The organism is Vibrio antiquarius, from assembly GCF_000024825.1.
Lineage (GTDB): Bacteria > Pseudomonadota > Gammaproteobacteria > Enterobacterales > Vibrionaceae > Vibrio > Vibrio diabolicus.
Genome location: NC_013456.1, coordinates 464,628 through 489,891 on the forward strand (window position 1 = coordinate 464,628; position 25,264 = coordinate 489,891).

At 47.4% G+C, this 25,264-nt stretch carries 21 protein-coding genes, 6 tRNA genes, 3 rRNA genes and 1 riboswitch; of the genes, 24 read left to right on the forward strand and 6 right to left on the reverse strand.

What is annotated here, in order from left to right; translation table 11 throughout:
• Nucleotides 1-7: 7 nt before the first annotated feature.
• The 3 genes from rsmB to def all read right to left on the reverse strand — a co-directional run bounded on the left by rsmB (nt 8) and on the right by def (nt 2,871).
• Nucleotides 8-1,291 carry a 16S rRNA (cytosine(967)-C(5))-methyltransferase RsmB gene (rsmB, locus tag VEA_RS02215; protein WP_006742926.1) on the reverse strand — a complete coding sequence of 428 codons (1,284 nt, stop codon included), beginning with the start codon at nt 1,289-1,291 and terminating at the stop codon, nt 8-10.
• A gap of 80 nt (nt 1,292-1,371) precedes the next feature.
• Nucleotides 1,372-2,319: a methionyl-tRNA formyltransferase gene (fmt, locus tag VEA_RS02220; RefSeq protein WP_006742927.1), complete on the reverse strand. Its 948-nt coding sequence runs from the start codon at nt 2,317-2,319 to the stop codon at nt 1,372-1,374.
• A 33-nt stretch (nt 2,320-2,352) separates the two neighbouring features.
• Nucleotides 2,353-2,871 carry a peptide deformylase gene (gene def, locus VEA_RS02225; protein WP_005379068.1) on the reverse strand — a complete coding sequence of 173 codons (519 nt, stop codon included), beginning with the start codon at nt 2,869-2,871 and terminating at the stop codon, nt 2,353-2,355.
• A gap of 138 nt (nt 2,872-3,009) precedes the next feature.
• Here def and VEA_RS02230 point away from each other — a divergent pair, with 138 nt between their 5' ends.
• The 4 genes from VEA_RS02230 to VEA_RS02245 all read left to right on the forward strand — a co-directional run bounded on the left by VEA_RS02230 (nt 3,010) and on the right by VEA_RS02245 (nt 6,327).
• Nucleotides 3,010-4,104 (forward strand): LysM peptidoglycan-binding domain-containing protein, encoded by a 1,095-nt coding sequence (locus tag VEA_RS02230; RefSeq protein WP_012841268.1) that lies wholly within the window; start codon nt 3,010-3,012, stop codon nt 4,102-4,104.
• A complete protein-coding gene (gene dprA / locus VEA_RS02235) occupies nt 4,088-5,197 on the forward strand; it encodes a DNA-processing protein DprA (RefSeq protein ID WP_006742929.1) in 1,110 nt (369 codons plus the stop codon). Before VEA_RS02230 ends, dprA begins: the two co-directional genes overlap by 17 nt.
• 2 nt (nt 5,198-5,199) lie before the next feature.
• A complete protein-coding gene (locus tag VEA_RS02240) occupies nt 5,200-5,679 on the forward strand; it encodes a DUF494 family protein (RefSeq protein ID WP_005379074.1) in 480 nt (159 codons plus the stop codon).
• A gap of 78 nt (nt 5,680-5,757) precedes the next feature.
• Nucleotides 5,758-6,327 carry a DNA topoisomerase family protein gene (locus tag VEA_RS02245; RefSeq protein ID WP_012841270.1) on the forward strand — a complete coding sequence of 190 codons (570 nt, stop codon included), beginning with the start codon at nt 5,758-5,760 and terminating at the stop codon, nt 6,325-6,327.
• Between the two features lie 69 nt (nt 6,328-6,396).
• On the opposite strand, the gene VEA_RS02250 is transcribed toward VEA_RS02245, so the two are convergent.
• Both VEA_RS02250 and purE read right to left on the reverse strand, forming a co-directional pair.
• Complete coding sequence (locus VEA_RS02250; protein WP_012841271.1) at nt 6,397-7,524, reverse strand: 5-(carboxyamino)imidazole ribonucleotide synthase; 1,128 nt, start codon at nt 7,522-7,524, stop codon at nt 6,397-6,399.
• A 4-nt stretch (nt 7,525-7,528) separates the two neighbouring features.
• Nucleotides 7,529-8,014 (reverse strand): 5-(carboxyamino)imidazole ribonucleotide mutase, encoded by a 486-nt coding sequence (gene purE / locus VEA_RS02255; RefSeq protein ID WP_005394016.1) that lies wholly within the window; start codon nt 8,012-8,014, stop codon nt 7,529-7,531.
• A gap of 199 nt (nt 8,015-8,213) precedes the next feature.
• Between purE and tsaC the strand changes: the two genes are divergently transcribed.
• The 4 genes from tsaC (at nt 8,214) to VEA_RS02275 (ending at nt 10,938) form a co-directional block, all read left to right on the forward strand.
• Nucleotides 8,214-8,771 (forward strand): L-threonylcarbamoyladenylate synthase type 1 TsaC, encoded by a 558-nt coding sequence (tsaC, locus tag VEA_RS02260; protein WP_012841272.1) that lies wholly within the window; start codon nt 8,214-8,216, stop codon nt 8,769-8,771.
• Between the two features lie 47 nt (nt 8,772-8,818).
• Complete coding sequence (gene hemF / locus VEA_RS02265) at nt 8,819-9,736, forward strand: oxygen-dependent coproporphyrinogen oxidase (protein ID WP_006742931.1); 918 nt, start codon at nt 8,819-8,821, stop codon at nt 9,734-9,736.
• Nucleotides 9,737-9,837: 101 nt separating this feature from the next.
• On the forward strand, nt 9,838-10,671 hold the full coding sequence (gene aroE / locus VEA_RS02270) for a shikimate dehydrogenase (protein ID WP_006742932.1): 834 nt from the start codon (nt 9,838-9,840) through the stop codon (nt 10,669-10,671).
• 3 nt (nt 10,672-10,674) lie between these two features.
• The gene (locus VEA_RS02275) at nt 10,675-10,938 is read left to right on the forward strand and encodes a DUF1488 family protein (protein ID WP_012841273.1); all 264 of its coding nucleotides are present in this window, start codon (nt 10,675-10,677) and stop codon (nt 10,936-10,938) included.
• 7 nt (nt 10,939-10,945) lie between these two features.
• On the opposite strand, the gene VEA_RS02280 is transcribed toward VEA_RS02275, so the two are convergent.
• Nucleotides 10,946-11,494 carry a gamma carbonic anhydrase family protein gene (locus tag VEA_RS02280; protein WP_012841274.1) on the reverse strand — a complete coding sequence of 183 codons (549 nt, stop codon included), beginning with the start codon at nt 11,492-11,494 and terminating at the stop codon, nt 10,946-10,948.
• A gap of 494 nt (nt 11,495-11,988) precedes the next feature.
• Between VEA_RS02280 and VEA_RS02285 the strand changes: the two genes are divergently transcribed.
• From VEA_RS02285 to VEA_RS02360, 16 genes are all read left to right on the forward strand, one after another.
• Nucleotides 11,989-13,541: ribosomal RNA gene (locus VEA_RS02285) — 16S ribosomal RNA — on the forward strand.
• Between the two features lie 88 nt (nt 13,542-13,629).
• Nucleotides 13,630-13,705: transfer RNA gene (locus VEA_RS02290), tRNA-Glu, on the forward strand.
• 2 nt (nt 13,706-13,707) lie between these two features.
• Nucleotides 13,708-13,783 (forward strand) — tRNA-Lys (locus tag VEA_RS02295).
• A gap of 32 nt (nt 13,784-13,815) precedes the next feature.
• Nucleotides 13,816-13,891 (forward strand) — tRNA-Ala (locus tag VEA_RS02300).
• 14 nt (nt 13,892-13,905) lie between these two features.
• Nucleotides 13,906-13,981, forward strand: a tRNA-Val gene (locus VEA_RS02305).
• Between the two features lie 266 nt (nt 13,982-14,247).
• Nucleotides 14,248-17,136, forward strand: a 23S ribosomal RNA gene (locus tag VEA_RS02310).
• Nucleotides 17,137-17,229: 93 nt separating this feature from the next.
• Nucleotides 17,230-17,346: ribosomal RNA gene (gene rrf, locus VEA_RS02315) — 5S ribosomal RNA — on the forward strand.
• Together the 16S, 23S and 5S rRNA genes with 6 tRNA genes alongside form the textbook arrangement of a ribosomal RNA operon.
• 46 nt (nt 17,347-17,392) lie before the next feature.
• A tRNA-Asp gene (locus VEA_RS02320) sits at nt 17,393-17,469 on the forward strand.
• A gap of 61 nt (nt 17,470-17,530) precedes the next feature.
• Nucleotides 17,531-17,607 (forward strand) — tRNA-Trp (locus tag VEA_RS02325).
• A 239-nt stretch (nt 17,608-17,846) separates the two neighbouring features.
• Complete coding sequence (locus VEA_RS02330; protein WP_006743062.1) at nt 17,847-19,229, forward strand: multicopper oxidase family protein; 1,383 nt, start codon at nt 17,847-17,849, stop codon at nt 19,227-19,229.
• A gap of 123 nt (nt 19,230-19,352) precedes the next feature.
• Nucleotides 19,353-19,736 (forward strand): fluoride efflux transporter CrcB, encoded by a 384-nt coding sequence (gene crcB, locus VEA_RS02335; RefSeq protein ID WP_012841275.1) that lies wholly within the window; start codon nt 19,353-19,355, stop codon nt 19,734-19,736.
• A gap of 60 nt (nt 19,737-19,796) precedes the next feature.
• Nucleotides 19,797-19,895: riboswitch (TPP riboswitch) on the forward strand.
• Nucleotides 19,896-20,059: 164 nt separating this feature from the next.
• The gene (thiC, locus tag VEA_RS02340; protein WP_006743063.1) at nt 20,060-22,000 is read left to right on the forward strand and encodes a phosphomethylpyrimidine synthase ThiC; all 1,941 of its coding nucleotides are present in this window, start codon (nt 20,060-20,062) and stop codon (nt 21,998-22,000) included.
• Nucleotides 22,000-23,415: a thiamine phosphate synthase gene (locus tag VEA_RS02345; protein WP_006743064.1), complete on the forward strand. Its 1,416-nt coding sequence runs from the start codon at nt 22,000-22,002 to the stop codon at nt 23,413-23,415. Before thiC ends, VEA_RS02345 begins: the two co-directional genes overlap by 1 nt.
• Nucleotides 23,402-24,175, forward strand: coding sequence for a HesA/MoeB/ThiF family protein (locus VEA_RS02350; protein ID WP_006743065.1), 774 nt, complete (start codon nt 23,402-23,404; stop codon nt 24,173-24,175). Before VEA_RS02345 ends, VEA_RS02350 begins: the two co-directional genes overlap by 14 nt.
• Before the next feature lie 38 nt (nt 24,176-24,213).
• Entirely contained in the window at nt 24,214-24,468 is a 255-nt protein-coding gene (thiS, locus tag VEA_RS02355) for a sulfur carrier protein ThiS (RefSeq protein ID WP_005378804.1), read from the forward strand.
• Nucleotides 24,469-24,473: 5 nt separating this feature from the next.
• The gene (locus VEA_RS02360; protein ID WP_006743066.1) at nt 24,474-25,241 is read left to right on the forward strand and encodes a thiazole synthase; all 768 of its coding nucleotides are present in this window, start codon (nt 24,474-24,476) and stop codon (nt 25,239-25,241) included.
• The last annotated feature ends 23 nt before the right edge of the window (nt 25,242-25,264 follow it).

A 25,264-nucleotide genomic window follows, 5' to 3' on the forward strand; every position in this document is an offset into this window, starting at 1 on the left:
CATGCTGTTACGCGTGTGTTTTGCTTAGCACTGCGTAGTAGAAACCATCCATGTCTTCTTCGCCTGGTAGAATTTGACGACCAGGCTGGTCGGGATCAGAATCCAGCAGTTGCGCATCCGCGGTACGTGCTAAAAACGCTTTTACTTGCTCCACGTTTTCTTGCGGTGTGATTGAACAAGTCGCGTAAACCATTGTGCCGCCGGGTTTCAGTTGCGTCCACATGGCATCAAAAATTTCACTTTGTAGCTCTGCTAATGCGGCGATGTCGTCTGCACGACGTAGCCATTTGATGTCTGGGTGACGACGAATCACGCCAGTCGCAGAACATGGGGCATCCAGCAAAATGCGATCAAATTGCTCGCCTTGCCACCATTCTTGTGGATTACGCGCATCACCGCAAACCACTTTTGCCTGAAGGTTGAGACGCTTCAGGTTTTCATGCACACGTTTCAGGCGTGTGTCGTCGCAGTCAATTGCGACCACTTCACTGCCCGACGTGCGCTCTAGAATGTGCGCCGTCTTGCCACCTGGCGCAGCACAGCAATCTAAAATCAGTTCGCCGTCTTGTGGTTTTAGGTAGTTGATCGAAAGCTGCGCTGCCGCATCTTGGACCGAAACCCAACCTTTATCAAAACCAGGTAGCTTCATCACGTCACATGGTGCGGCCAATTTTATGGCGTCCATTGCTTCTGTGTGTGGCGTGCTATCAATGTTTTCATTTTTGAGTAGCGCAAGGTATTCATCACGAGTGTGATGTTGGTGGTTCACACGCAGCCACATTGGTGCTTTTTGGTTGTTCGCTTCAACAATGCTTTCCCATTGCTGTGGGTAGGCCTCTTGCAGCAGTTTTAGTAACCAGCTTGGGTGACCGTACTTACCAGCGTTGTTGCTGACCGCCATTTGGTCGAGTTCTTCTTGGTTGCGCTGGTAGTTACGCAATACAGCGTTAATAAGACCGCGTAGACGAGGACCTTTCAGCTCTTTGGTACCTTCAACCGTTTCACCGACTGCAGCATGCGCAGGAATACGCATGAAGCTTAGTTGATAAATGCCTACCAAAATAAGGTGATGGAAAACGCGTTGTTTGCCTTTTAGCGGCTTATCCATCAACTGGTTTGCAATCATTTCTAGGCGAGGTAGGTAACGTAGCGCACCGTAACAGATCTCTTGTAGCAGAGCGTGGTCACGAGGTCGTACCGTTTGTTGAGCCGCTGGAAGAGCGCTTGAAAGTGAGTGGCCCTTGTCGACGACAAGATACAGGACGTTAGCAGCCGCAGCGCGAACATTCATGATGAGTACCTTAAAGTAAAGGAGGGCATCTCTGCCCTCTAAAAGTTCGTATTATTGGGGATGATAACCCCTAGTATGGCTTAAACCAGCAGAGTACCAACTTCAAACCAAGCCGCACGCGAATTCAGAATATCCTGAACTGACATGGCTTTTTTGCCAGGAACTTGCAGTTGTTCTAGCACCAGTACGCCGTTGCCTGTCGCAACATAAATACCAGTTTTATCTGCTTGCACAATAGTGCCCGCTGGCTTGTCACTGGTTTGTTCCGCCACACGGCTTTGCCATACTTTGATGCTGTTTTCAGCCGCTTCAAAGTGGCTCATTGGCCATGGGTTGAATGCGCGAACGCAACGCTCAATGTGTGCCGCGTCGTCATTCCAGTTAATGCGTGCTTCTTCTTTGCTTAGCTTCTTCGCGTAGTTTGCAAGCTCGTCATCTTGCTTCACTGGCTCAGCTTTACCTGTTGCGATGTCTGCTAGGCAGTCAATCAGGGCTTCTGGGCCAAGCTCAGCCAATTTTTCGTACATTGAAGCGCTGGTATCTGTCGCTTCGATTGGCAGCGTTGCAATCTTCAGCATATCTCCTGTGTCGAGACCGATGTCCATCTGCATGATGGTCACGCCAGTTTCTGCATCGCCCGCCCAAATAGAGCGTTGGATTGGAGCCGCACCACGCCAACGAGGTAGGATAGAACCATGTACGTTGATACAACCCAGTTTAGGGGTATCAAGAACCGCTTGTGGTAGTAGCATACCGTACGCCACGACAACCATGAGATCGGCGTTCAGATCGGCAAGTTCTTGTTTCGCTTCGTCGGACTTAAAGCTTTCAGGTTGGTAAACCGGGATGTTGTGTTCCAGCGCCAGTTGTTTTACCGGTGGCGCAGCCAATTTCTTGCCACGACCCGCTGGACGATCTGGGTTTGTGTAAACCGCGATGACTTCATGCTCCGAAGACAACAACGCCGCCAAGTGACGGGCGGCGAAATCCGGAGTACCTGCAAAGACAATACGTAAAGACTGACTCAAGGTAGGCTTCCTTCTAATTGGTATGGTTCGAGATTAAGCGTTTTGCTGCTTCTCGTTAAAGCGTTTGATTTTCGCTAGCTTGTCCTGAATGCGTTTGCGTTTCAGTGGCGATAGGTAATCCACGAACAGCTTACCTTGTAAGTGATCAAGCTCGTGTTGAACACAAATCGCTAGCAGGTCGTCGGCTTCAAAGGTGAACTCTTTGCCATCACGATCCAGTGCTTTAACGGTAACTTCTGCAGCGCGAGGCACAAGTGCGCGTGCACCTGGTACCGACAGACAGCCTTCTTCGATGCCATCTTCGCCACGCTTTTCCAGAATCTCAGGGTTGATTAGCACCATCGGCTCATCGCGAGTTTCTGAAATATCAATCACTACGATACGTTTGTGGATATCAACCTGCGTTGCAGCAAGGCCAATACCTTCTTCGTCGTACATGGTTTCAATCATGTCATCGACGATTTTTTGAATCTCAGGCGTCACCGCTTCAACAGGCTTTGCGACTGTGCGCAGGCGATCATCCGGGAATGTTAATACTTGTAATACAGACATATTCACTCGAAATATTGAACTGTGCCGAAACAGCACAAACCTTGTTGGCTCAATTCTAGACATTTTATAGCCTAAATGACAGCATCCTTGCACCAATTTCCATTCTGGTTCCTGCTTAATAGACCAAGGACGAGGGTCATGAATCGAATTTTCCGCAACGTTGCCAGTGTTACGTTGCAGTTACTTTTCTCTTTCAACGCTGTAGCAAATGTGGATGCAAACCCACTGACTGTTAAAGATGATGCGCCACAAACATATGTAGTCGTGAAGGGCGATACGCTATGGGATATTTCGGCCATGTACTTGGATAGCCCGTGGTTGTGGCCTCGTTTATGGCAAGTAAACCCGGAAATCGACAACCCTCATTTAATTTATCCCGGTGACAAGCTGTCTTTGGTGTGGATTAACGGTCAGCCCGTATTGAGCCTAAAACCGGTAAAGAAGCTGAGCCCGAAAGCACGCATCACAGAAAAGAAAGCGGTGCCAACCGTTGCTGAAGGTTTGGTGATGCCGTACCTCAAATCGGATCGATTGCTGGATCAAGATGCGTTGAATAGTGCAGCAAAAGTGATGGGTAGCAGCAAAGGCAGTAAGTATCTGACAGCAGAAGATGTGCTGTACATCGATGGCAAGCAGACCGCGACAGGCTGGGCTATTTACCGACCAGTAGAAACGTTCTCGCGTGACGATGTGTCTAAAGAGATCACCGCGCTGCGTTTGATTGCCAAAGGTGAGCTCGTTGAAGCTTCGAGCGATTATTCTGGTTTGAAGATCACGTCTCAATTGCAAGAAATCCTGCGTAACGATATCGCGTTGCCAAATCAATCAGTCGAGAACACTGACTTCACAACAACGTTCTACCCTATGCCGTCGCCACAAGGCAGTTCTGCAAAGTTGCTGGGCAATATCGAAGGTATTCGCTTTAGTTCAACTAACCAAGTCGTGGTGATTGATAAAGGCACGTCAGACAATCTGAAACAAGGCAGTGTGTTTGATTTAAAAGAAGACGCGCACCCAGTTTACAAAGACGGCGATGAGTTCAAGAAAGAGTTTGGCGTGCTTGATAAGAAAATTACTCTGCCACAGAGTAAAGTTGGCGAATTGCTTGTGATTCGTCCGTATCAGTACTTTAGCTTGGCACTGATCACTAACAGTACGAAACCCATTAACCAAGATGTTTCGGTGGTGTCACCGTTGGCGAACGAATTAACCATCGATGAATCGACGAAATAACGATGATCTCGCTGCCTGGTTAAAACTGAGTTGTTTACCAGGCATTGGCGGGGTCAAAATGAATAAGCTACTGGCAAGAGACACGCCGCGTAACATCGTAAACTTCTCTCCCGAACAGCTACAACAACTTGGGTTAACAACCAAGCAAATTCAAGCTTGGGCTTCAACAGATAAAGAAGTTGATGCCTGTTTAAGTTGGCTTGAGGCTTCTACAAATCATCATATCCTGACACTGACTGACCCGCTTTATCCACCTCAACTCAAACAAATCGTTGCGCCGCCACCTCTGCTTTTTGTTCAAGGAAATTCTACTTGTCTTTCGCAGCCACAGATAGCAATGGTTGGCAGCCGAAATGCGAGTATTGATGGCTTACAGCATGCACGCCACTTTGCCGCAGAATTTGTTCAGCACGATTTTATTGTCACCAGTGGTCTCGCTTTAGGCATTGATGGCCATGCGCATGATGGTGCGTTGCAAGCAAAAGGTAAGACGATTGCGGTGCTAGGATCTGGCTTAGAAAATATTTATCCGGCACGTCATCGTGGTTTAGCGCAACGTGTTATTGAACATGGGGCTTTGGTGTCTGAGTTTCGCCCCAACGCCAAGCCGCGCCCGGAAAACTTCCCGCGTCGAAACCGCATTATTAGCGGATTATCGCTAGGTGTGTTAGTTGTGGAAGCGGCGGAAAGGAGTGGCTCGTTAATTACTGCTCGTTACGCGCTTGAGCAAGGTCGAGAAGTGTTTGCGCTGCCAGCTTCGATAAATGCCCCTAATGCCAGCGGTGGCAACCAGTTGATACGCCATGGTGCTTGCCTCGTAGAAAAGACGAAAGATGTCTTAGATGAAATACAGTCTTTGCTTGATTGGTCTATTAATCAGAGTACCGATTTATTTTCTACGTTAAATGATGAAGAAGAATTGCCATTTCCTCAGCTGTTAGCTAACGTAGGAAGTGAAGCTACACCGGTTGATATTCTTGCAAACAGGACCAATATACCTGTCCAGGAAGTCATGATGCAGCTCTTAGAGTTAGAACTCTCTGGGCATGTCGTTGCGGTTTCAGGTGGCTATATTCGAAAGGGGAGGGGCTAGCTATGATGATGGATATACTGATGTATCTATTCGAAACCTACATCCATAGCGATGCAGAGTTACAGGTCGAACAAGACGAGTTGGAAGAAGAGCTGCTCCGTGCAGGCTTCCAACAAAAAGATATCTACAAAGCCCTTGTCTGGTTAGAAGAGCTTGCCGCATTGCAGCAAAGTGACACCTCTTCTGCAATCTCGACTTGCATGGCTTCGTCATCAACTCGTATCTACACAGCGAAAGAGATGCAGCGTTTAGATTTGGAATGCCGAGGGTTTTTATTGTTTCTCGAGCAAATCAATGTGTTAACCACAGAAACTCGCGAAATGGTGATTGACCGAGTGATGGGTCTAGAAACGAGCGAGTTTGAGCTTGAAGACCTCAAATGGATCATTTTGATGGTGCTGTTTAATGTGCCTGGTAATGAAAACGCTTATACGCTAATGGAAGAGCTGTTGTACACCAAGGAACAAGGGATTCTTCACTAACCCAATCTAGGCAAGTTCGAGTTTAGCTAGCAAGAACGCGAGCTTGTTTTTTGGTGTGTTTTTCACGAAACGGTAAGTATGAGTAGTAAAATCGACAACACCCTTTTCTCTGCCCATGAACACGCATTGGAACACGAGCCGTGTCCTAAATGTGGCAGTGAGTTGATCCTCAAACATGGCAAACACGGTCCCTTTCTTGGCTGTAGCAACTACCCAAGCTGTGATTACATCAAAGCCCTGCATAACAATGATGGCCACATTGTCAAAGAGCTTGGCGTTCCTTGTCCAGATTGTGGTAACGAGTTGGTATTACGCCAAGGGCGTTATGGTATGTTTGTTGGTTGCAGTAACTATCCGGCTTGTCATCATATTGAGTCGATTAATCAACCTGAGCCAGAAAAGCAGCCGCAAGAGCAACACGCGTGTCCTGAATGTGGTAAAGGTCATTTAGTTGAGCGTAAGACGCGCTTTGGTAAAGCTTTCTACGCATGTGATAACTACCCTAAATGCAAATTTGCAGTGAATCTCCCTCCGGTTAAAGGGAGATGCGAAGAATGTGGTTTTACTTTGTTGGTGGAGAAGAAACTCGCCAGTGGTGTGAAATTGCAATGTGCCAATCGTAAGTGCCAGCACACCCAACAAGGGTAAATACATCAAAGGAATTAAAAAGGGTCGCATCGTGCGACCCTTTGTGGTTTTTGGGGCTAGATTTTAGCGTTATGCTTGTTTCGCAAACTCGTGCACGGCTGGGAATGCCATTGGATCTAAGACATCCGCGAGAGCGCACAACCTACGGTGTAATTCTCCTGGGTAGTCACCACATACGTTGATGTGACCCATTTTTCGCCCTTCACGCTTCTCTTTGCCGTACCAATGGATGTGACAACCATCCATGGCGAGAAGCGCTTCTGGCAACGTATCTTCACCAAGAATATTCACCATCGAGGTTTCGCGAATCAGTTTGGTGCTGCCTAACGGCAAGCCGCATACGGCGCGCAGGTGGTTCTCGAACTGACACGTTTCTGCACCTTGCTGTGTCCAGTGACCAGAGTTGTGCACGCGTGGGGCAATCTCATTCACTAACAGTGTGCCATCGACATCAAAGAACTCTAATGCCAGTACGCCAACATAATTCAGGCTGTCAGCTACAGCGGTGAACATCTGCTTGGCTTGCGCTTGAAGTTCTGGCGCATCAATTGCGGTGGATAAGCTCAGTACGCCATTGATGTGAACGTTTTCTGCTAGAGGGTACACTTCAACGCTGCCATCTTTACCGCGAGCACCTACAAGTGATATTTCGCGGTTAAAAGGAACAAACTCCTCAGCCACAATGGCTTGAGTTGGTGTTGCTGCAATGCACTCCGTCATTTCTGCCCAGATCGTCTCGATCTGAGCCGTTTCTTTCAAGCGCCATTGGCCTTTACCATCGTAACCACCCAATGCACTTTTCAGCACCATAGGCATGCCAACATGTTCAATTGCGCGTTCAAAATCTTCACGTGTCTCAATCACGTAGTACTTGGCATTACGCACGCCAGCATTATCGAGTAGCGCTTTTTCAACACGGCGGTCACCGCCTGCTTTGATGGCTGCGGTACTAGGGAGGAGCTTGCCACTTGATTCACAGATGTCGAGTACATCGTGAGGAATATGTTCGAATTCTGCGGTGATCGCATCCACTTGTTCAATGGCATTTTCCAAACCATGACCAAGCACCTGTTGGGTAAGAGGATGGACAACGTTACCGCTGCCGACATCGTAAGCCGAGATTTGGATGTTCAGTGGCGCACCAGCCAGAGACATCATTCGAGCCAATTGACCCGCACCAAGAACCAGTACATGCATCTGATTAATCCTCAGCTGGATTTGGGTTAGCCAGTACGGTTTCCGTCTGTTCATTGCGGAACGCTTCTACCTTCGCCATGATGCTTTCGTCATGAGTGCCTAGGATTTGTGCCGCTAAGATGCCTGCGTTTGCAGCGCCCGCTTCGCCAATCGCTAACGTACCGACGGCAATGCCTTTTGGCATTTGTACAATAGATAGCAGAGAGTCCATGCCTTTTAGTGCGCGAGATTGAACCGGAACGCCAAGTACAGGCAAACTGGTGAAGGCTGCCGCCATTCCCGGTAGGTGAGCTGCACCACCGGCACCTGCGATGATCACTTTGATGCCGCGTTCTTTCGCGCTGCTAGCGTAATCGGCTAATAGTTGAGGAGTACGGTGAGCTGACACCACCTTTGTTTCGTAAGACACGCCAAATTGATCCAGCATGTCTGCTGCTAGTTTCATGGTTGGCCAATCGGATTTAGAACCCATGATGATACCGACTTTCATCTCAAACTCCTTCAAGCTGCAAAATTAGGTGAGCTGATAAATTTGTGCGCATTATACGGGGATTTTTATCTCAAGCAAACGTTTGCGTCTTGTTGTTGAGGCTATTGATACATTTTATAAAAAAATTGCTTTAGTGTCTGAGAATGAATATTTGTACACTTAGTGAAAATAATACAGTCAGACAATCAGGAAGTAATCGGTGGATAACTTTGAACAAGTGCTCAACGCACTACAACAAGGCGAAGTGATTGCCTACCCAACAGAAGGGGTTTTTGGTGTCGGATGCGATCCAGATAACCCAGAAGCAATTCAAAAACTGCTGGAGCTCAAGCAGCGCCCGGTGGAAAAAGGGCTGATTCTGATCGCTGCAAGTTATGAGCAGCTCTTGCCATATATTGATGAATCTCAACTGACTCCAGAACAATTAGCGACCGTTCATGCAACTTGGCCTGGTCCATACACTTGGATCATGCCAGCGAGCGATAAAGTCTCCAACTGGGTTTCAGGGCAATTTGATTCAATTGCAGTTCGTGTGACTGATCATCCTTTGGTTCAAAAGATGTGTAATGCATTCGGAAAGCCGTTAACCTCTACCAGCGCGAATCTTTCCGGCTTGCCACCGTGTATGAACACGGAAGAGGTAGAGCAGCAATTGGGTGATAAGCTGGTGGCCATTCTTCGTGGTGAAACCAGCGGCCGTGATAAACCCAGCGAGATTCGTGACGCCAAGACTTCACAAATATTAAGACAGGGCTAACCCTGCTTGCCAGTCATCAACCGGTATCACGTAATAGGTAATAACGTATGTCAGCAATCGATAAGCACGCCGTAAAGCAGTTCCTGATGTCACTTCAGGACTCCATTTGTCAGCAGTTAGAACAAGAAGATGGAGAGGCCGTCTTTGTCGAGGATGCATGGCATCGTGAACCGGGCGAACGTCTTGGTGGCGGTGGGCGCTCACGTGTTATGCGTGATGGCCTTGTTTTCGAGCAAGGTGGGGTGAACTTCTCGCATGTAGAAGGGAAAGAAATGCCAGCATCTGCGACGGCACATCGTCCGGAGCTAGCGGGTCGCCGTTTTGAAGCGATGGGGGTCTCTTTGGTTATCCATCCCAAAAACCCTTACGTCCCAACTTCTCATGCGAATGTGCGTTTCTTTATCGCCGAGAAAGAGGGCGAAGAACCAATTTGGTGGTTTGGTGGTGGTTTCGACCTGACTCCTTTCTATCCTTTCGAAGAAGATTGTCAGTCATGGCACGATACAGCTAAGGCAATCTGTGCCCCATTTGGTGAAGAAGTATATGCTGAACACAAAGCGTGGTGTGATAAGTACTTCTTCTTGCCACATCGAAATGAAACTCGTGGTGTTGGTGGTTTGTTCTTTGATGATTTGAATCACTGGGAGTTTGATAAGTGTTTTGATTACATCAAAGCGGTGGGTGAAGGCTATTGCCAAGCTTACTTGCCGATTGTGTCTCGCCGTAAAGACATCGAATATGGCGAACGCGAACGTCAATTCCAACTTTACCGTCGTGGTCGTTATGTTGAGTTCAACTTAGTGTACGACCGTGGCACTTTATTCGGTTTACAAAGTGGTGGGCGTACCGAGTCGATTCTGATGTCGATGCCGCCGTTAGCGCGATGGGAGTACCGCTACGAACCAGAAGCAGGAACGCCTGAAGCCGAACTTTACGATCGATACCTGAAACCACGCGAATGGTAAGCACGGAATCTCCTTTTCTATATAGATAGATAGTGATAGGGTCATCTGTAATCAGATGGCCCTGTTTTCTCTATATCTAAGTAAGGAATAAAGGTAAGGAAATGACCCTGCAAATCGATCGTTACGCCGTGTTTGGTAACCCTATTGGGCACAGCAAGTCGCCATTTATCCATACACTCTTTGCTCGCCAAACTAATCAGTCCCTAACATACACCGCAGAATGTGCGCCTGTGGGTGGATTTATCGAGGCGGCGAAAGCATTTTTTGCTGACGGCGGCAAAGGCTGTAACGTGACCTTGCCTTTTAAAGAAGATGCCTATCAATTTGCCAGCCGTTTGACCGAGCGTGCTCAGCTTGCTGGAGCAGTGAATACACTTAAGAAGCTTGATGATGGTGAAATCATTGGTGATAACACTGATGGTGCAGGCTTAGTGCAGGACTTGTTGCAACATCAAGTCATTTTAGAAGGCGCACGCATCCTGATCATAGGAGCTGGTGGTGCCGCTCGAGGAGTGATTAAACCATTGCTCGATCAAAAACCAACATCTCTAACGATAACTAATCGTACATTTTCCAAAGCCGAAGAATTGGCAGAATTGTTTTCTGCGTATGGCCCTGTTACAGCAAAAGAGATGAATACCATTGCTGAAGAGTACGACGTCGTAATCAACTCTACGTCTGCATCATTGAGTGGTGAGTTACCTGCGATCTCTTCCTCGGTGTTCGCCGCCAATAGTACAAGCTACGACATGGTGTATGGCAAAGGTGATACCACATTTAACCAATGGGCTAAGCAACACGGTGCGGCACATGCTTATGATGGTTTAGGTATGTTAGTTGGCCAAGCTGCTGAGAGTTTTATGTTATGGCGCGGTCTTCGTCCTGGAGCCAAACAGATTTTGCGTGAATTAAGAAAGAACCTTGAAGGTCAATAAGCGATGAATCAATCCATCTTATTCCCAGACATGCAATCATGGGATGAAGTATCACAATCAGTAAACTTTGCGGCGCAACAATCAGGCGCACTAATAGAATGCTTTGTGACGAAACAAAAGTTAGAAAAGTTATCTGGCTCAGAGTTAGATACGGAGCAGGCCGTGCTCTCTGCTTTTATTGACTACCGATTTGATCTGGAAGAAATAGCAGAAGAGTTAATAGAAGATGAAGCCTTCAACGAAGAAGGCCATATTATCATCGGCTAATAGACCTTTAGTTCAAGTCTTCTACTTCATGTAAGTAGTCGTTTTTGTTCTGCACATAGTTGTTGGCAGACTTTTGCAAGAAAGCTCGTTCTTTTTCTGATAGAGGGCGAGCTTGTTTTACTGGGCTTCCAACATATAAGTAGCCACTTTCTAATACTTTCCCAGGTGGCACTAAACTGCCTGCTCCGATCATCACCTCTGACTCAATTACAACAGCATCTAAAACAATAGCTCCCATACCAACCAAAACACGATCGTGGATCTCACAACCGTGAAGCATCACTTTGTGGCCAATCGTAACGTCATTACCAATAATCAATGGGTAGCCGTTTGGGTTTTCGGCGTTCTTATGGGTGACATGCAAAACACTACCATCTTGAATATTCGTTCGATCGCCAATGTGAATGTGGTTTACATCGCCTCGCGCCGCTACCAATGGCCAAATGCTAGAATCATCGCCAATTCGGATATCACCGACTAAAACAGAGGTTGGGTCAACGTAAACACGCTCACCAAGTTCAGGCTTTATACCTTTGTAGCTTCTAATTGAGCTCATCTTTTCTCCTTATTAGGGGCGATTACTGGGGACATGGAGGTAGAATAGTAGTGAAAACTCGCCTTTTAGAATAAAAAACACCCAAACGATAAAAAAATCAAAAAAAACGTGAAAAAGGGCTTGCCAATGTGATCGCAATCTCTATAATGCCACCTCGCTGACACGGCACGCTTCGAAAGAAACGAAAGCCAAGTTAGCAAGCCAAATTAGCCAAGCGAAAACGCTTGAAGAAAGTTTGAAAAAAGTGATTGACACTAAACTTTAACTCGCTAAAATGGCCGTCCTGTTTTGAGCAAAGCTCAACAGGAAAGCTCTTTAACAATATAGACCTATCAATCTGTGTGGGCACTCGTTGATGATAATCCAATTAGAGACTTCGGTTTCAAATTAGGTTTCAATGAAACGAAGTGACCATTGAATCTTCGGATTCAGCACAGTCAATTCAAACATTACTTTATGTAATGTTCAGTATTCATTGAGCCGAACAAAATCTTAAATTGAAGAGTTTGATCATGGCTCAGATTGAACGCTGGCGGCAGGCCTAACACATGCAAGTCGAGCGGAAACGAGTTATCTGAACCTTCGGGGAACGATAACGGCGTCGAGCGGCGGACGGGTGAGTAATGCCTAGGAAATTGCCCTGATGTGGGGGATAACCATTGGAAACGATGGCTAATACCGCATGATGCCTACGGGCCAAAGAGGGGGACCTTCGGGCCTCTCGCGTCAGGATATGCCTAGGTGGGATTAGCTAGTTGGTGAGGTAAGGGCTCACCAAGGCGACGATCCCTAGCTGGTCTGAGAGGATGATCAGCCACACTGGAACTGAGACACGGTCCAGACTCCTACGGGAGGCAGCAGTGGGGAATATTGCACAATGGGCGCAAGCCTGATGCAGCCATGCCGCGTGTGTGAAGAAGGCCTTCGGGTTGTAAAGCACTTTCAGTCGTGAGGAAGGTAGTGTAGTTAATAGCTGCATTATTTGACGTTAGCGACAGAAGAAGCACCGGCTAACTCCGTGCCAGCAGCCGCGGTAATACGGAGGGTGCGAGCGTTAATCGGAATTACTGGGCGTAAAGCGCATGCAGGTGGTTTGTTAAGTCAGATGTGAAAGCCCGGGGCTCAACCTCGGAATAGCATTTGAAACTGGCAGACTAGAGTACTGTAGAGGGGGGTAGAATTTCAGGTGTAGCGGTGAAATGCGTAGAGATCTGAAGGAATACCGGTGGCGAAGGCGGCCCCCTGGACAGATACTGACACTCAGATGCGAAAGCGTGGGGAGCAAACAGGATTAGATACCCTGGTAGTCCACGCCGTAAACGATGTCTACTTGGAGGTTGTGGCCTTGAGCCGTGGCTTTCGGAGCTAACGCGTTAAGTAGACCGCCTGGGGAGTACGGTCGCAAGATTAAAACTCAAATGAATTGACGGGGGCCCGCACAAGCGGTGGAGCATGTGGTTTAATTCGATGCAACGCGAAGAACCTTACCTACTCTTGACATCCAGAGAACTTTCCAGAGATGGATTGGTGCCTTCGGGAACTCTGAGACAGGTGCTGCATGGCTGTCGTCAGCTCGTGTTGTGAAATGTTGGGTTAAGTCCCGCAACGAGCGCAACCCTTATCCTTGTTTGCCAGCGAGTAATGTCGGGAACTCCAGGGAGACTGCCGGTGATAAACCGGAGGAAGGTGGGGACGACGTCAAGTCATCATGGCCCTTACGAGTAGGGCTACACACGTGCTACAATGGCGCATACAGAGGGCAGCCAACTTGCGAAAGTGAGCGAATCCCAAAAAGTGCGTCGTAGTCCGGATTGGAGTCTGCAACTCGACTCCATGAAGTCGGAATCGCTAGTAATCGTGGATCAGAATGCCACGGTGAATACGTTCCCGGGCCTTGTACACACCGCCCGTCACACCATGGGAGTGGGCTGCAAAAGAAGTAGGTAGTTTAACCTTCGGGGGGACGCTTACCACTTTGTGGTTCATGACTGGGGTGAAGTCGTAACAAGGTAGCGCTAGGGGAACCTGGCGCTGGATCACCTCCTTATACGATGATTATTGCGATGAGTGCCCACACAGATTGATACGGTTTATAAAGTAAAGAGAAGAAGAGTTCCCAAACTCTTCAATCCAGTGTCCCGTTCGTCTAGAGGCCTAGGACACCGCCCTTTCACGGCGGTAACAGGGGTTCGACTCCCCTACGGGATACCATTGGGTCGTTAGCTCAGTTGGTAGAGCAGTTGACTTTTAATCAATTGGTCGCAGGTTCGAATCCTGCACGACCCACCATTCCTTCCATTAGGAATTAAAACTCAAAATATGGGGCTATAGCTCAGCTGGGAGAGCGCCTGCCTTGCACGCAGGAGGTCTGCGGTTCGATCCCGCATAGCTCCACCATATTTTGAAACAATGGGCGATTAGCTCAGTTGGGAGAGCACCTGCCTTACAAGCAGGGGGTCACTGGTTCGAGCCCGGTATCGCCCACCATCTTTAAGCGCATTCAATGAGTGCTTTTAAAAATGGTTACTTCATTAGAAGTGATTAGCTCTTTAACAATTTGGAAAGCTGACAAAACAACAATTTATTGTTGTTTGTAAAGTTCTCAAAGTATTCATTTATGAATACAACTAAAAACACATTCAAGTGTTCTTGGAATTTGAGTCCGGCAAAATCGAAATGTCTCTCGCTCATTCAAATAATGAGAGACAACTTTGGTGATTTGAACATCAACTCGAAACTCCTTCGGGTTGTATGGTTAAGTGACTAAGCGTACACGGTGGATGCCTTGGCAGTCAGAGGCGATGAAGGACGTATTAACTTGCGATAAGCCCAGATTAGGTAGTAAAAACCACTTGAGTCTGGGATTTCCGAATGGGGAAACCCACTTACATAAGTAAGTATCGTTATGTGAATACATAGCATAACGAGGCGAACCGGGGGAACTGAAACATCTAAGTACCCCGAGGAAAAGAAATCAACCGAGATTCCGAAAGTAGCGGCGAGCGAAATTGGACTAGCCCTTAAGCTTTATACGCGTTAGGTGAACAAGCTGGAAAGCTTGGCGATACAGGGTGATAGCCCCGTAACTGACGACGCATATTCAGTGAAATCGAGTAGGGCGGGACACGTGATATCCTGTCTGAATATGGGGGGACCATCCTCCAAGGCTAAATACTACTGACTGACCGATAGTGAACCAGTACCGTGAGGGAAAGGCGAAAAGAACCCCTGTGAGGGGAGTGAAATAGAACCTGAAACCGTGTACGTACAAGCAGTAGGAGCAGGCTTGTCCTGTGACTGCGTACCTTTTGTATAATGGGTCAGCGACTTATATTCAGTGGCAAGGTTAACCATCTAGGGGAGCCGTAGGGAAACCGAGTCTTAACTGGGCGTTCAGTCTCTGGATATAGACCCGAAACCAGGTGATCTAGCCATGGGCAGGTTGAAGGTTGAGTAACATCAACTGGAGGACCGAACCGACTAATGTTGAAAAATTAGCGGATGACTTGTGGCTAGGGGTGAAAGGCCAATCAAACCTGGAGATAGCTGGTTCTCCCCGAAAGCTATTTAGGTAGCGCCTCGGACGAATACTACTGGGGGTAGAGCACTGTTAAGGCTAGGGGGTCATCCCGACTTACCAACCCTTTGCAAACTCCGAATACCAGTAAGTACTATCCGGGAGACACACGGCGGGTGCTAACGTCCGTCGTGGAGAGGGAAACAACCCAGACCGCCAGCTAAGGTCCCAAATTACTACTAAGTGGGAAACGATGTGGGAAGGCTCAGACAGCCAGGATGTTGGCTTAGAAGCAGCCATCATTTAAAGAAAGCGTAATAGCTCACTGGTCGAGTCGGCCTGCGCGGAAGATGTAACGGGGCTAAGTAGTAAACCGAAGCTGCGGCAATACTCTTTGAGTATTGGGTAGGGGAGCGTTCTGTAAGCGGTTGAAGGTGTGTGGTAACGCATGCTGGACGTATCAGAAGTGCGAATGCTGACATGAGTAACGATAAAGGGGGTGAAAAACCTCCTCGCCGGAAGACCAAGGGTTCCTGTCCAACGTTAATCGGGGCAGGGTAAGTCGACCCCTAAGGCGAGGCCGAAAGGCGTAGTCGATGGGAAACGGGTTAATATTCCCGTACTTCTTACAATTGCGATGGGGGGACGGAGAAGGCTAGGTGGGCCTGGCGACGGTTGTCCAGGTTCAAGTGCGTAGGCTGAAGAGTTAGGTAAATCCGGCTCTTTCTAAGGCTGAGACACGACGTCGAGCATCTACGGATGTGAAGTCATTGATGCCATGCTTCCAGGAAAAGCCTCTAAGCTTCAGATTGTAAGGAATCGTACCCCAAACCGACACAGGTGGTCGGGTAGAGAATACCAAGGCGCTTGAGAGAACTCGGGTGAAGGAACTAGGCAAAATGGTACCGTAACTTCGGGAGAAGGTACGCTCTCGACGGTGAAGTCCCTCGCGGATGGAGCTATTGAGAGTCGCAGATACCAGGTGGCTGCAACTGTTTATTAAAAACACAGCACTGTGCAAAATCGCAAGATGACGTATACGGTGTGACGCCTGCCCGGTGCCGGAAGGTTAATTGATGGGGTTAGACTTCGGTCGAAGCTCTTGATCGAAGCCCCGGTAAACGGCGGCCGTAACTATAACGGTCCTAAGGTAGCGAAATTCCTTGTCGGGTAAGTTCCGACCTGCACGAATGGCGTAATGATGGCCACGCTGTCTCCACCCGAGACTCAGTGAAATTGAAATCGCTGTGAAGATGCAGTGTACCCGCGGCTAGACGGAAAGACCCCGTGAACCTTTACTACAGCTTGGCACTGAACATTGACCCTACATGTGTAGGATAGGTGGGAGGCTTTGAAGCGCAGTCGCTAGATTGCGTGGAGCCGTCCTTGAAATACCACCCTTGTAGTGTTGATGTTCTAACGTCGACCCCTTATCGGGGTTGCGGACAGTGCCTGGTGGGTAGTTTGACTGGGGCGGTCTCCTCCCAAAGCGTAACGGAGGAGCACGAAGGTGGGCTAATCACGGTTGGACATCGTGAGGTTAGTGCAATGGCATAAGCCCGCTTGACTGCGAGAATGACAATTCGAGCAGGTGCGAAAGCAGGTCATAGTGATCCGGTGGTTCTGAATGGAAGGGCCATCGCTCAACGGATAAAAGGTACTCCGGGGATAACAGGCTGATACCGCCCAAGAGTTCATATCGACGGCGGTGTTTGGCACCTCGATGTCGGCTCATCACATCCTGGGGCTGAAGTCGGTCCCAAGGGTATGGCTGTTCGCCATTTAAAGTGGTACGCGAGCTGGGTTTAGAACGTCGTGAGACAGTTCGGTCCCTATCTGCCGTGGGCGTTGGAGAATTGAAAGGGGCTGCTCCTAGTACGAGAGGACCGGAGTGGACGAACCTCTGGTGTTCGGGTTGTGTCGCCAGACGCATTGCCCGGTAGCTAAGTTCGGGATCGATAACCGCTGAAAGCATCTAAGCGGGAAGCGAGCCTTGAGATGAGTTCTCCCTGATACTTTAAGTATCCTAAAGGGTTGTCGTAGACTACGACGTTGATAGGCAGGGTGTGTAAGCGTTGTGAGGCGTTGAGCTAACCTGTACTAATTGCCCGTGAGGCTTAACCATACAACACCCAAGGGGTTTTGATGGACTCAATGAAAGAACGTTGAATGTGTAAGAACGAGAATTAAGAAACAGCTTTCCGAATTAAAGAATTTGCTTGGCGACCATAGCGTTTTGGACCCACCTGATTTCCATGCCGAACTCAGAAGTGAAACGAAATAGCGCCGATGGTAGTGTGGGGCTTCCCCATGTGAGAGTAGGACATCGCCAGGCTTTAAATTATGGACACTTGCTGATTACAAGCGAGTGATACCACTGCGGAGTGGTAGTTCAGTTGGTTAGAATACCGGCCTGTCACGCCGGGGGTCGCGGGTTCGAGTCCCGTCCACTCCGCCACTTAATATCGACAACCTCGCCTATGCGAGGTTTTGTCAAATCTAGAATATAAGAATTCTAAAGGGGTGTAGCTCCAATTGGCAGAGCAGCGGATTCCAAATCCGCGTGTTGGGAGTTCGAATCTCTCCACCCCTGCCATATATCAAGGCTCTGACTTAGGTCAGAGCCTTTTTTGTATCTGCTTGACACTATGCATGTGTCCTCTCATCCCACCTATATGCCTTTCTGCTGCCTGCTGCTCTTTGTAAGTATTTATTAACTCACCAACCTATTAGACTAGTCGTTATAACCAAGAGCTCCGAAATGTTAGCAATAAATGAGAATCATTATTTATATTTAGTTACACTCGACTCATCTGGATTAATGAGTAACTATTCATGGATATCTCTCGTCGTCGCTTTATTCAATCTTCTTTGGCTATTTCTACTCTAGCTGTTCTACCAGCTTGTACTTTATCGCGGCAGCAAGATAAAAACGGGCATTACATTTACGATCTAACTGCAGAGCCTTCTACGGCTGAACTAGTGCCCGGTTTCAATACTGAGGTATTAGCTTTTAATGGGCGTATACCTGCACCGATAATTCGTTGCCGACAAGGGGAAAAGGTAACAATCAACTTCATCAATAAGCTATCAGAGCCGACGACGATTCATTGGCATGGCTTGAGGATTCCTATTGAAATGGATGGAGTTCCGTTTTTAAGCCAGGCTCCTATCATGCCCGGAGAGACTTTTACGTATGAGTTTATTCCGCCAGATGCAGGTACGTTTTGGTATCACCCACACATGAACAGCGTTAAGCAGCTTGGTATGGGGTTGGTTGGGCTAATAATTGTTGAAGAGGCTGAGCCTGTTCAGTTTGATGAAGAGCATGAAGTCGTCCTCAAGCATTGGCATTTAGACAAGCAAGGACAGTGGAAGAATCTAATGGTGCCGCGCTTGAGTGCACGTATGGGAACGCCAGGAGAGTGGAGTGGCGTCAATGGTATTCATGAGCCTGTTTATACGCTGAAGCAGAACGCGACTACGCGATTAAGAATTGCTAATGTCGATAACACCATTACCTATCCGATCGCGATTGAAGGCACAGAGGCTTGGGTTATTGCCATCGATGGCAACCCAGTTAAAACGCCTTATAGGCTCACTCAACACAAAATTGGTCCGGGAATGAGATTGGATATCGGATTGATTGCTCCGAAGGCTGGAGAGCGTGTTTATGTGCGTCAAATGAAAGGGCGCTTCCCATTCTCTTTGTGTGAGTTTGAAGTTGTTGAGTCTGACCTGCCAAGCAACAAGAAACTGCCTTTATTGCCTCTCAACCCTGTGCCTGATCTTGATTTGGAAAATGCGGAGCAAATCGATTATGTGTTTGAATGGGAGGGGGCGATCACTCCTGCCGATAAATCGGGCAAAGCGATACCTAAATTCTGGCTGATGAACAAACGAGCTTGGGAGGGAATGAGTAAAGATAATATCCCAGCACCACTTTCAAAATTGGAACTTGGAAAAACCTATATCTTCAATTTGAAGAACGTTACTCAATATCATCATCCTATTCATCTTCATGGGCATACATTTACTGTTCTTGAGTTAGATGGCAAGAAACTTGACGAACCGTTCCATACCGATACGGTTTTACTTGGAAAAAATGGCAGTGCCAAAGCTGCCTTTGTTGCTAACAACCCTGGACGTTGGATGTATCACTGCCATGTTATTGAGCATATGAAAACCGGTTTGATGGGGTATATTGAAGTAAAGTGACTCCTGTAACTTTTTTAATCTCAGCGTGTTTTAAATGCAATACGTTGTCGAATTCTAAAATTTCACCATCAATATTGCTTTAGTTTTGGTTACAATATCGTCATCAATAGTGTTGGGGGAATTATGGGGCAGTTTTCCATTCTTGGTTTTATTGCACTAGGTGGTGCTTTCGGTGCGTGTTCTCGTTACTTGATATCTGAACTGTGTGTCATTTTATTGGGGCGTGGTTTTCCATACGGTACGCTAACTGTTAATGTGGTTGGTTCATTTATCATGGGCTTGTTGATTGCTGCGTTCGACAATGAACTGTTGGCAACAGAACCTTGGCGACAAGTGATTGGTTTAGGCTTTTTAGGGGCACTGACGACGTTTTCCACCTTTTCTATGGATAATGTTTTGCTTATGCAGCAAGGTGCATTTTTTAAGATGGGGTTAAATATTTTATTAAATGTGGTGCTGAGCATCTCTGTTGCGTGGATCGGTTTCCAATTATTGATGCGCAGCTAGCAAAGTAGTTAAAAATTAAACAGGTCGGCTTGGTTTAACCAGGCCGTTTTTATATACTGATATCACTTGTCGGAGTGCCATAAGGCTGAGACCGTTAATTCGGGATCCGTTGAACCTGATCAGATTAGAATCTGCGAAGGGAACAAGAGAAGATATTTATACCGGAGTTCTTTCTGGTTGACCTATCGAATAGTCGAATGTTGTTACAGGCAAATTACTTAAGCTTTATTTAGCCTTAATTTGACTCCTCTTGTCGCATCTATCCGCCAAGCATTTTTATCCAATTACTTTTTATCTAGTATAACAAAGCAAGGAAAAATGCTATGTCGAGTCGCAAACAAGCGAGACTGGAAGCAAAACAGTTCATTGAAACACTCTCGGTACAGCCGTACCCAAATTCCACAAAAGTATATGTAGAAGGTTCACGTCCAGATGTTCGTGTACCTATGCGTGAAATAGCGCTAGCAGATAGCCTGATTGGTGGCACAAAAGAAGCGCCAATCTTCGAGCCTAATGAGCCAGTACGCGTTTACGATACCTCTGGAGTATACACTGACCCAGAACACACCATAGATCTTTATAACGGCTTACCTAAGTTAAGAGAAAGCTGGATTGAAGAGCGCGGTGACACAGAGTTACTCGATGAAGTAAGCTCGGTGTACACCAAAGAACGCTTAGAAGACGAAACACTAGACGATCTTCGTTACGGTAATCTACCACGTATTCGACGTGCCAAAGATGGGCAGTGCGTCACTCAGCTGCACTATGCTCGCAAAGGCATTATTACCCCAGAAATGGAATTCATCGCGCTGCGTGAAAACATGGGTCGTGCCAAGTACCGTGATGATGTACTGAATCAACAGCATCCTGGTCAAAGCTTTGGAGCGAATCTTCCAAAAGACATTACCGCCGAGTTTGTTCGCAAAGAAGTTGCCGAAGGTCGCGCTATTATCCCTTCTAATATCAACCACCCAGAATCCGAACCAATGATCATTGGACGTAACTTTTTGGTCAAAGTAAACGCCAATATTGGTAACTCATCGGTGACGTCTTCGATTGAGGAAGAGGTTGAGAAGCTAGTGTGGGCGACACGCTGGGGTGGCGATACTGTTATGGATCTCTCCACAGGTCGCAATATTCATGAAACTCGAGAATGGATTCTGCGTAACAGCCCGGTTCCGATCGGTACCGTACCTATGTACCAAGCGCTTGAGAAAGTGAATGGTGTTGCGGAAAACCTTAACTGGGAAGTGATGCGCGATACTCTGATTGAGCAAGCAGAGCAGGGTGTTGATTACTTCACTATCCATGCTGGCTTACTACTGCGCTATGTACCAATGACAGCAAAACGCGTTACCGGCATCGTCTCTCGTGGTGGTTCTATCATCGCGAAATGGTGTTTAGCACATCACCAAGAAAGCTTCTTATATACCCACTTCCGAGAGATCTGTGAAATCTGTGCCAAGTATGATGTTGCACTTTCTCTCGGTGATGGTCTGCGCCCTGGTTCGGTTGCCGATGCTAACGATGAAGCGCAATTTGCGGAGCTTCGTACCCTTGGCGAGTTGACTAAGGTTGCGTGGGAATACGACGTACAGGTCATTATCGAAGGTCCTGGCCATGTTCCAATGCACATGATCAAAGAGAACATGGAAGAGCAGCTAGAGCACTGCCATGAAGCTCCGTTCTACACCCTTGGTCCACTGACGACAGACGTCGCTCCTGGTTACGACCATATTACGTCAGGTATTGGCGCTGCCATGATTGGCTGGTATGGCTGTGCGATGCTTTGTTACGTAACACCTAAAGAGCATCTTGGCTTACCAAACAAAGAAGACGTGAAGGTAGGCATGATCACTTACAAGCTTGCTGCTCACGCTGCTGATTTGGCGAAAGGGCACCCTGGCGCACAAGTTCGTGATAACGCGCTTTCTAAAGCACGTTTTGAATTCCGCTGGGAAGACCAATTCAACTTGTCACTCGACCCAGAAACCGCTCGCGCTTTCCATGATGAAACCTTGCCTCAAGAGTCTGGAAAAGTTGCTCACTTTTGTTCGATGTGTGGACCAAAGTTCTGCTCGATGAAGATTTCGCAAGAGGTACGAGAGTACGCGAAAGACACTGAGCAAGTTGCCGCGGACCAAGCTATCTCGATCAAAATGCTTGATGATCCTCTTGAGGGGATGCGTCAGAAATCGCAAGAATTTAGAGAGTCAGGTTCTGAGTTATACCACCCAGCAGCACATGCCGAGGTAAGTGATTAATGAGCAAAATCCTTATTCCGTCATCATTGATTGAACTAACAGGTTTAGTTCAGCAATGTTTGTTGTTGGCGAAAGAACAGGGTTTTAGCATTGAAGACATTGAGTTGGGTGTGAGCCCAACTCAATCTATTCAGCTTGTTCGCGACCAACAGACTACACATATAACGACTGATCTTATTGATGGACATAACTCTGAGCATGAGAGTTCATTTGTGCTTTATTACCGTTCTTCTTTATCGGTAGAAGCGTGCGCAAAGCAACCGTCGAAAGCGATTTACATTGGTATTGCTGATACTCAAGTTTCCGATGAAAATGAGAAAGTGCTTCAGCTTGATATCTGGCGTCACCCACTTAACGACGAAGTGAGAGCGCTTTCCGTTAAGTCCAAACCCAACGCAATGTTCGATCCCGAACATCACCTTGCTTGGATAGTAACGCTGACAGCACTCGATTTTCCTATCGAAGATGCGTTAACACTTGCTCGAGGAATACTAACTCAACAAGCTAATGTTTCACGTGAAACACTATTGAATGACAAGCTTGACGAGGGACGATCTACTAAGTGGGCTGACCAATTTGATGATTTCCCGACACCTGTACTGGAAGATAACCGACTCGGTATTCAAGTTGGTTGGTCAGCACAAGGAGAGAGCGTTAACTTTCCAACTCTAACTAAGCAAAGTCTAGGGCTCTATCCAGTCGTTGATGATGTCGCTTGGATTGAGCGTTTACTGCCACTAGGCATCAACACTATTCAACTACGAATCAAGAACCCACAACAAGCCGATTTGGAACAACAGATCATTCGAGCAATTGAGCTAGGTCGTAAGTATCAAGCTCAAGTGTTCATCAATGACTATTGGCAGTTGGCAATCAAGCATGGCGCTTATGGCGTTCACTTAGGGCAAGAAGACATAGAAGAATCGCATTTGGCTCAGCTAACTAAAGCCGGCATTCGTCTTGGTCTTTCTACTCATGGTTATTATGAGCTACTGCGCATTGTACAAATTCATCCTAGTTACATCGCGCTAGGGCATATTTTCCCAACCACCACTAAACAGATGCCATCGAAACCACAAGGTTTGGTGCGCTTGGCTCTGTATCAAAAGCTGATTGATAGCATTCCTTACGGAAACACAGAGTCGGTTTTCCTTCCTGCAAAATACAAAACAGTTAGTGACTATGTGCTTGGCTTTCCGACGGTTGCGATTGGTGGTATTGACCAATCTAATGCTGACCAAGTTTGGCAAACAGGTGTTTCTAGTTTGGCAGTAGTGCGTGCTATTACGTTGGCAGAATCACCTCAATCCGTCATCGAGTTCTTCGCACAACTGATGAAGGAAAGACAGCTAACGTTTACTGATCAGAATAGTGAGTTGGCGCATAGCAAGAGAGGCGAGCATGCTCACGGATAAGCAGTTTCTTCGCTATCAACGTCAAGTCGCTCTGCCTGAAATTGCCGAAATTGGGCAAGAGCGTTTGAGCAAATCGCATGTTCTGATCATCGGTTGTGGTGGATTGGGGAGCGCAGCGAGTTTGTACTTGGCGTCAGCGGGTGTTGGTAAATTGGTTGTTGTTGATGACGATGAGGTTGATAGCAGTAACCTACAGCGCCAGATCATTTATCGTGAACAAGACCTCCAAGTTGCGAAAACAAAAGCGACTGTAAAGCAACTTACTGAACTTAATTCTATGGTTCAAATTCGTGCTCTCAATAAGCGATTAGACAAAGCACAGCTTCAGCTTGAGGTGATGCTAGCGGATGTGGTGCTCGACTGCACCGATAACATGCCAACGCGCCAGCTAATTAACCAAGTTTGTTTCGAGCAAAATACGCCGCTCATCTCCGCGGCAGCAATTGGTTGGCAAGGGCAATTCGCTGTCTTTGATTACCAAACACCAAATGAACAAGAAGCGCAGAGTAAAGCCTGTTACCGCTGTTTGTATCCGTTTGACGAATTACCACAAACTCAAAAGTGCAGTGACAGCGGTGTTGTTGGTCCGGTGGTGGGCACACTTGGCAACTACCAAGCGATAGCGGCAATTCAAAAACTGGCGACGGGAGCGTTTCATGTCGAGACTGCCAAGTTACATCTGTTTGATGGATTGAAAATGCAATGGCAAATCATGGCGATAAGCAAAGACAAACAGTGCCAAGTGTGTGCTCAAGTTTAGCTTACGAGTAATGGGCAGAATTAAGAGAGTTGGAAGCAATGACGTTATCAGAACAACAAACAACACAAATGACCGCTGCTGACCTAGATGTGATCACTATTGTCATCAATGACCAGTCACATCAAGTTGCCAGTGAGTCGAATCTACAGCAAATCATTAGTCAATTTGCGTTGCCTGAAATGGGCTGTGTTTTTGCAATTAATAACAATGTTGTGCCGCGCAGTGAGTGGGCTAGCACAGTTCTTTCACAGGGAGATAGCATCTCTTTGTTTCAAGCGATCGCAGGGGGTTAAAGTCGATGCTTAAAATTGGTGATAAACAATTCGAATCAAGACTGTTTACGGGAACAGGGAAGTTTGCCAACAGCCGATTAATGGCAGAAGCGATTCAAGTGTCGGGTTCCCAACTTGCGACTATGGCGTTAAAGCGTGTGGATGTGAACGACCAACAAGACGATATTTTGCTGCCGTTAGTACAAGCGGGTGTGAACTTGTTGCCGAACACCTCGGGGGCAAAGAATGCTAAAGATGCTGTGTTTGCTGCACAACTGGCGCGAGAAGCGTTGGGCACCAACTGGCTAAAACTGGAAATTCACCCAGACCCGAAGTACTTGATGCCCGATCCTATTGAGACACTTGCAGCCGCTGAGCAACTGGTTCGTGAAGGCTTCATTGTGCTTCCTTACTGTCATGCTGACCCAGTTCTGTGTAAACGATTGGAAGAGGTAGGCTGTGCTGCGGTCATGCCATTAGGTGCGCCGATCGGTTCTAACAAAGGGATAGTTTCTCACGATTTCCTAGAGATCATTATCGACCAAGCTAATGTTCCAGTGGTTGTCGATGCGGGTATTGGCGCTCCTTCACATGCCGCACGTGCGATGGAAATGGGCGCGGATGCCGTGCTCGTCAATACTGCGATTGCAGCTTCGAGAGATCCCGTTGCGATGGCGAAAGCATTTAAGTTGGCGGTAGAGTCGGGGCGTATGGCTTATGAAGCCGGACTTGCGGGTAAGGTTTCTCATGCGGTTGCGTCGAGTCCACTGACGTCATTCCTAGATGAGCTTTAGTCCTAGATTGATTTAGCTATTAA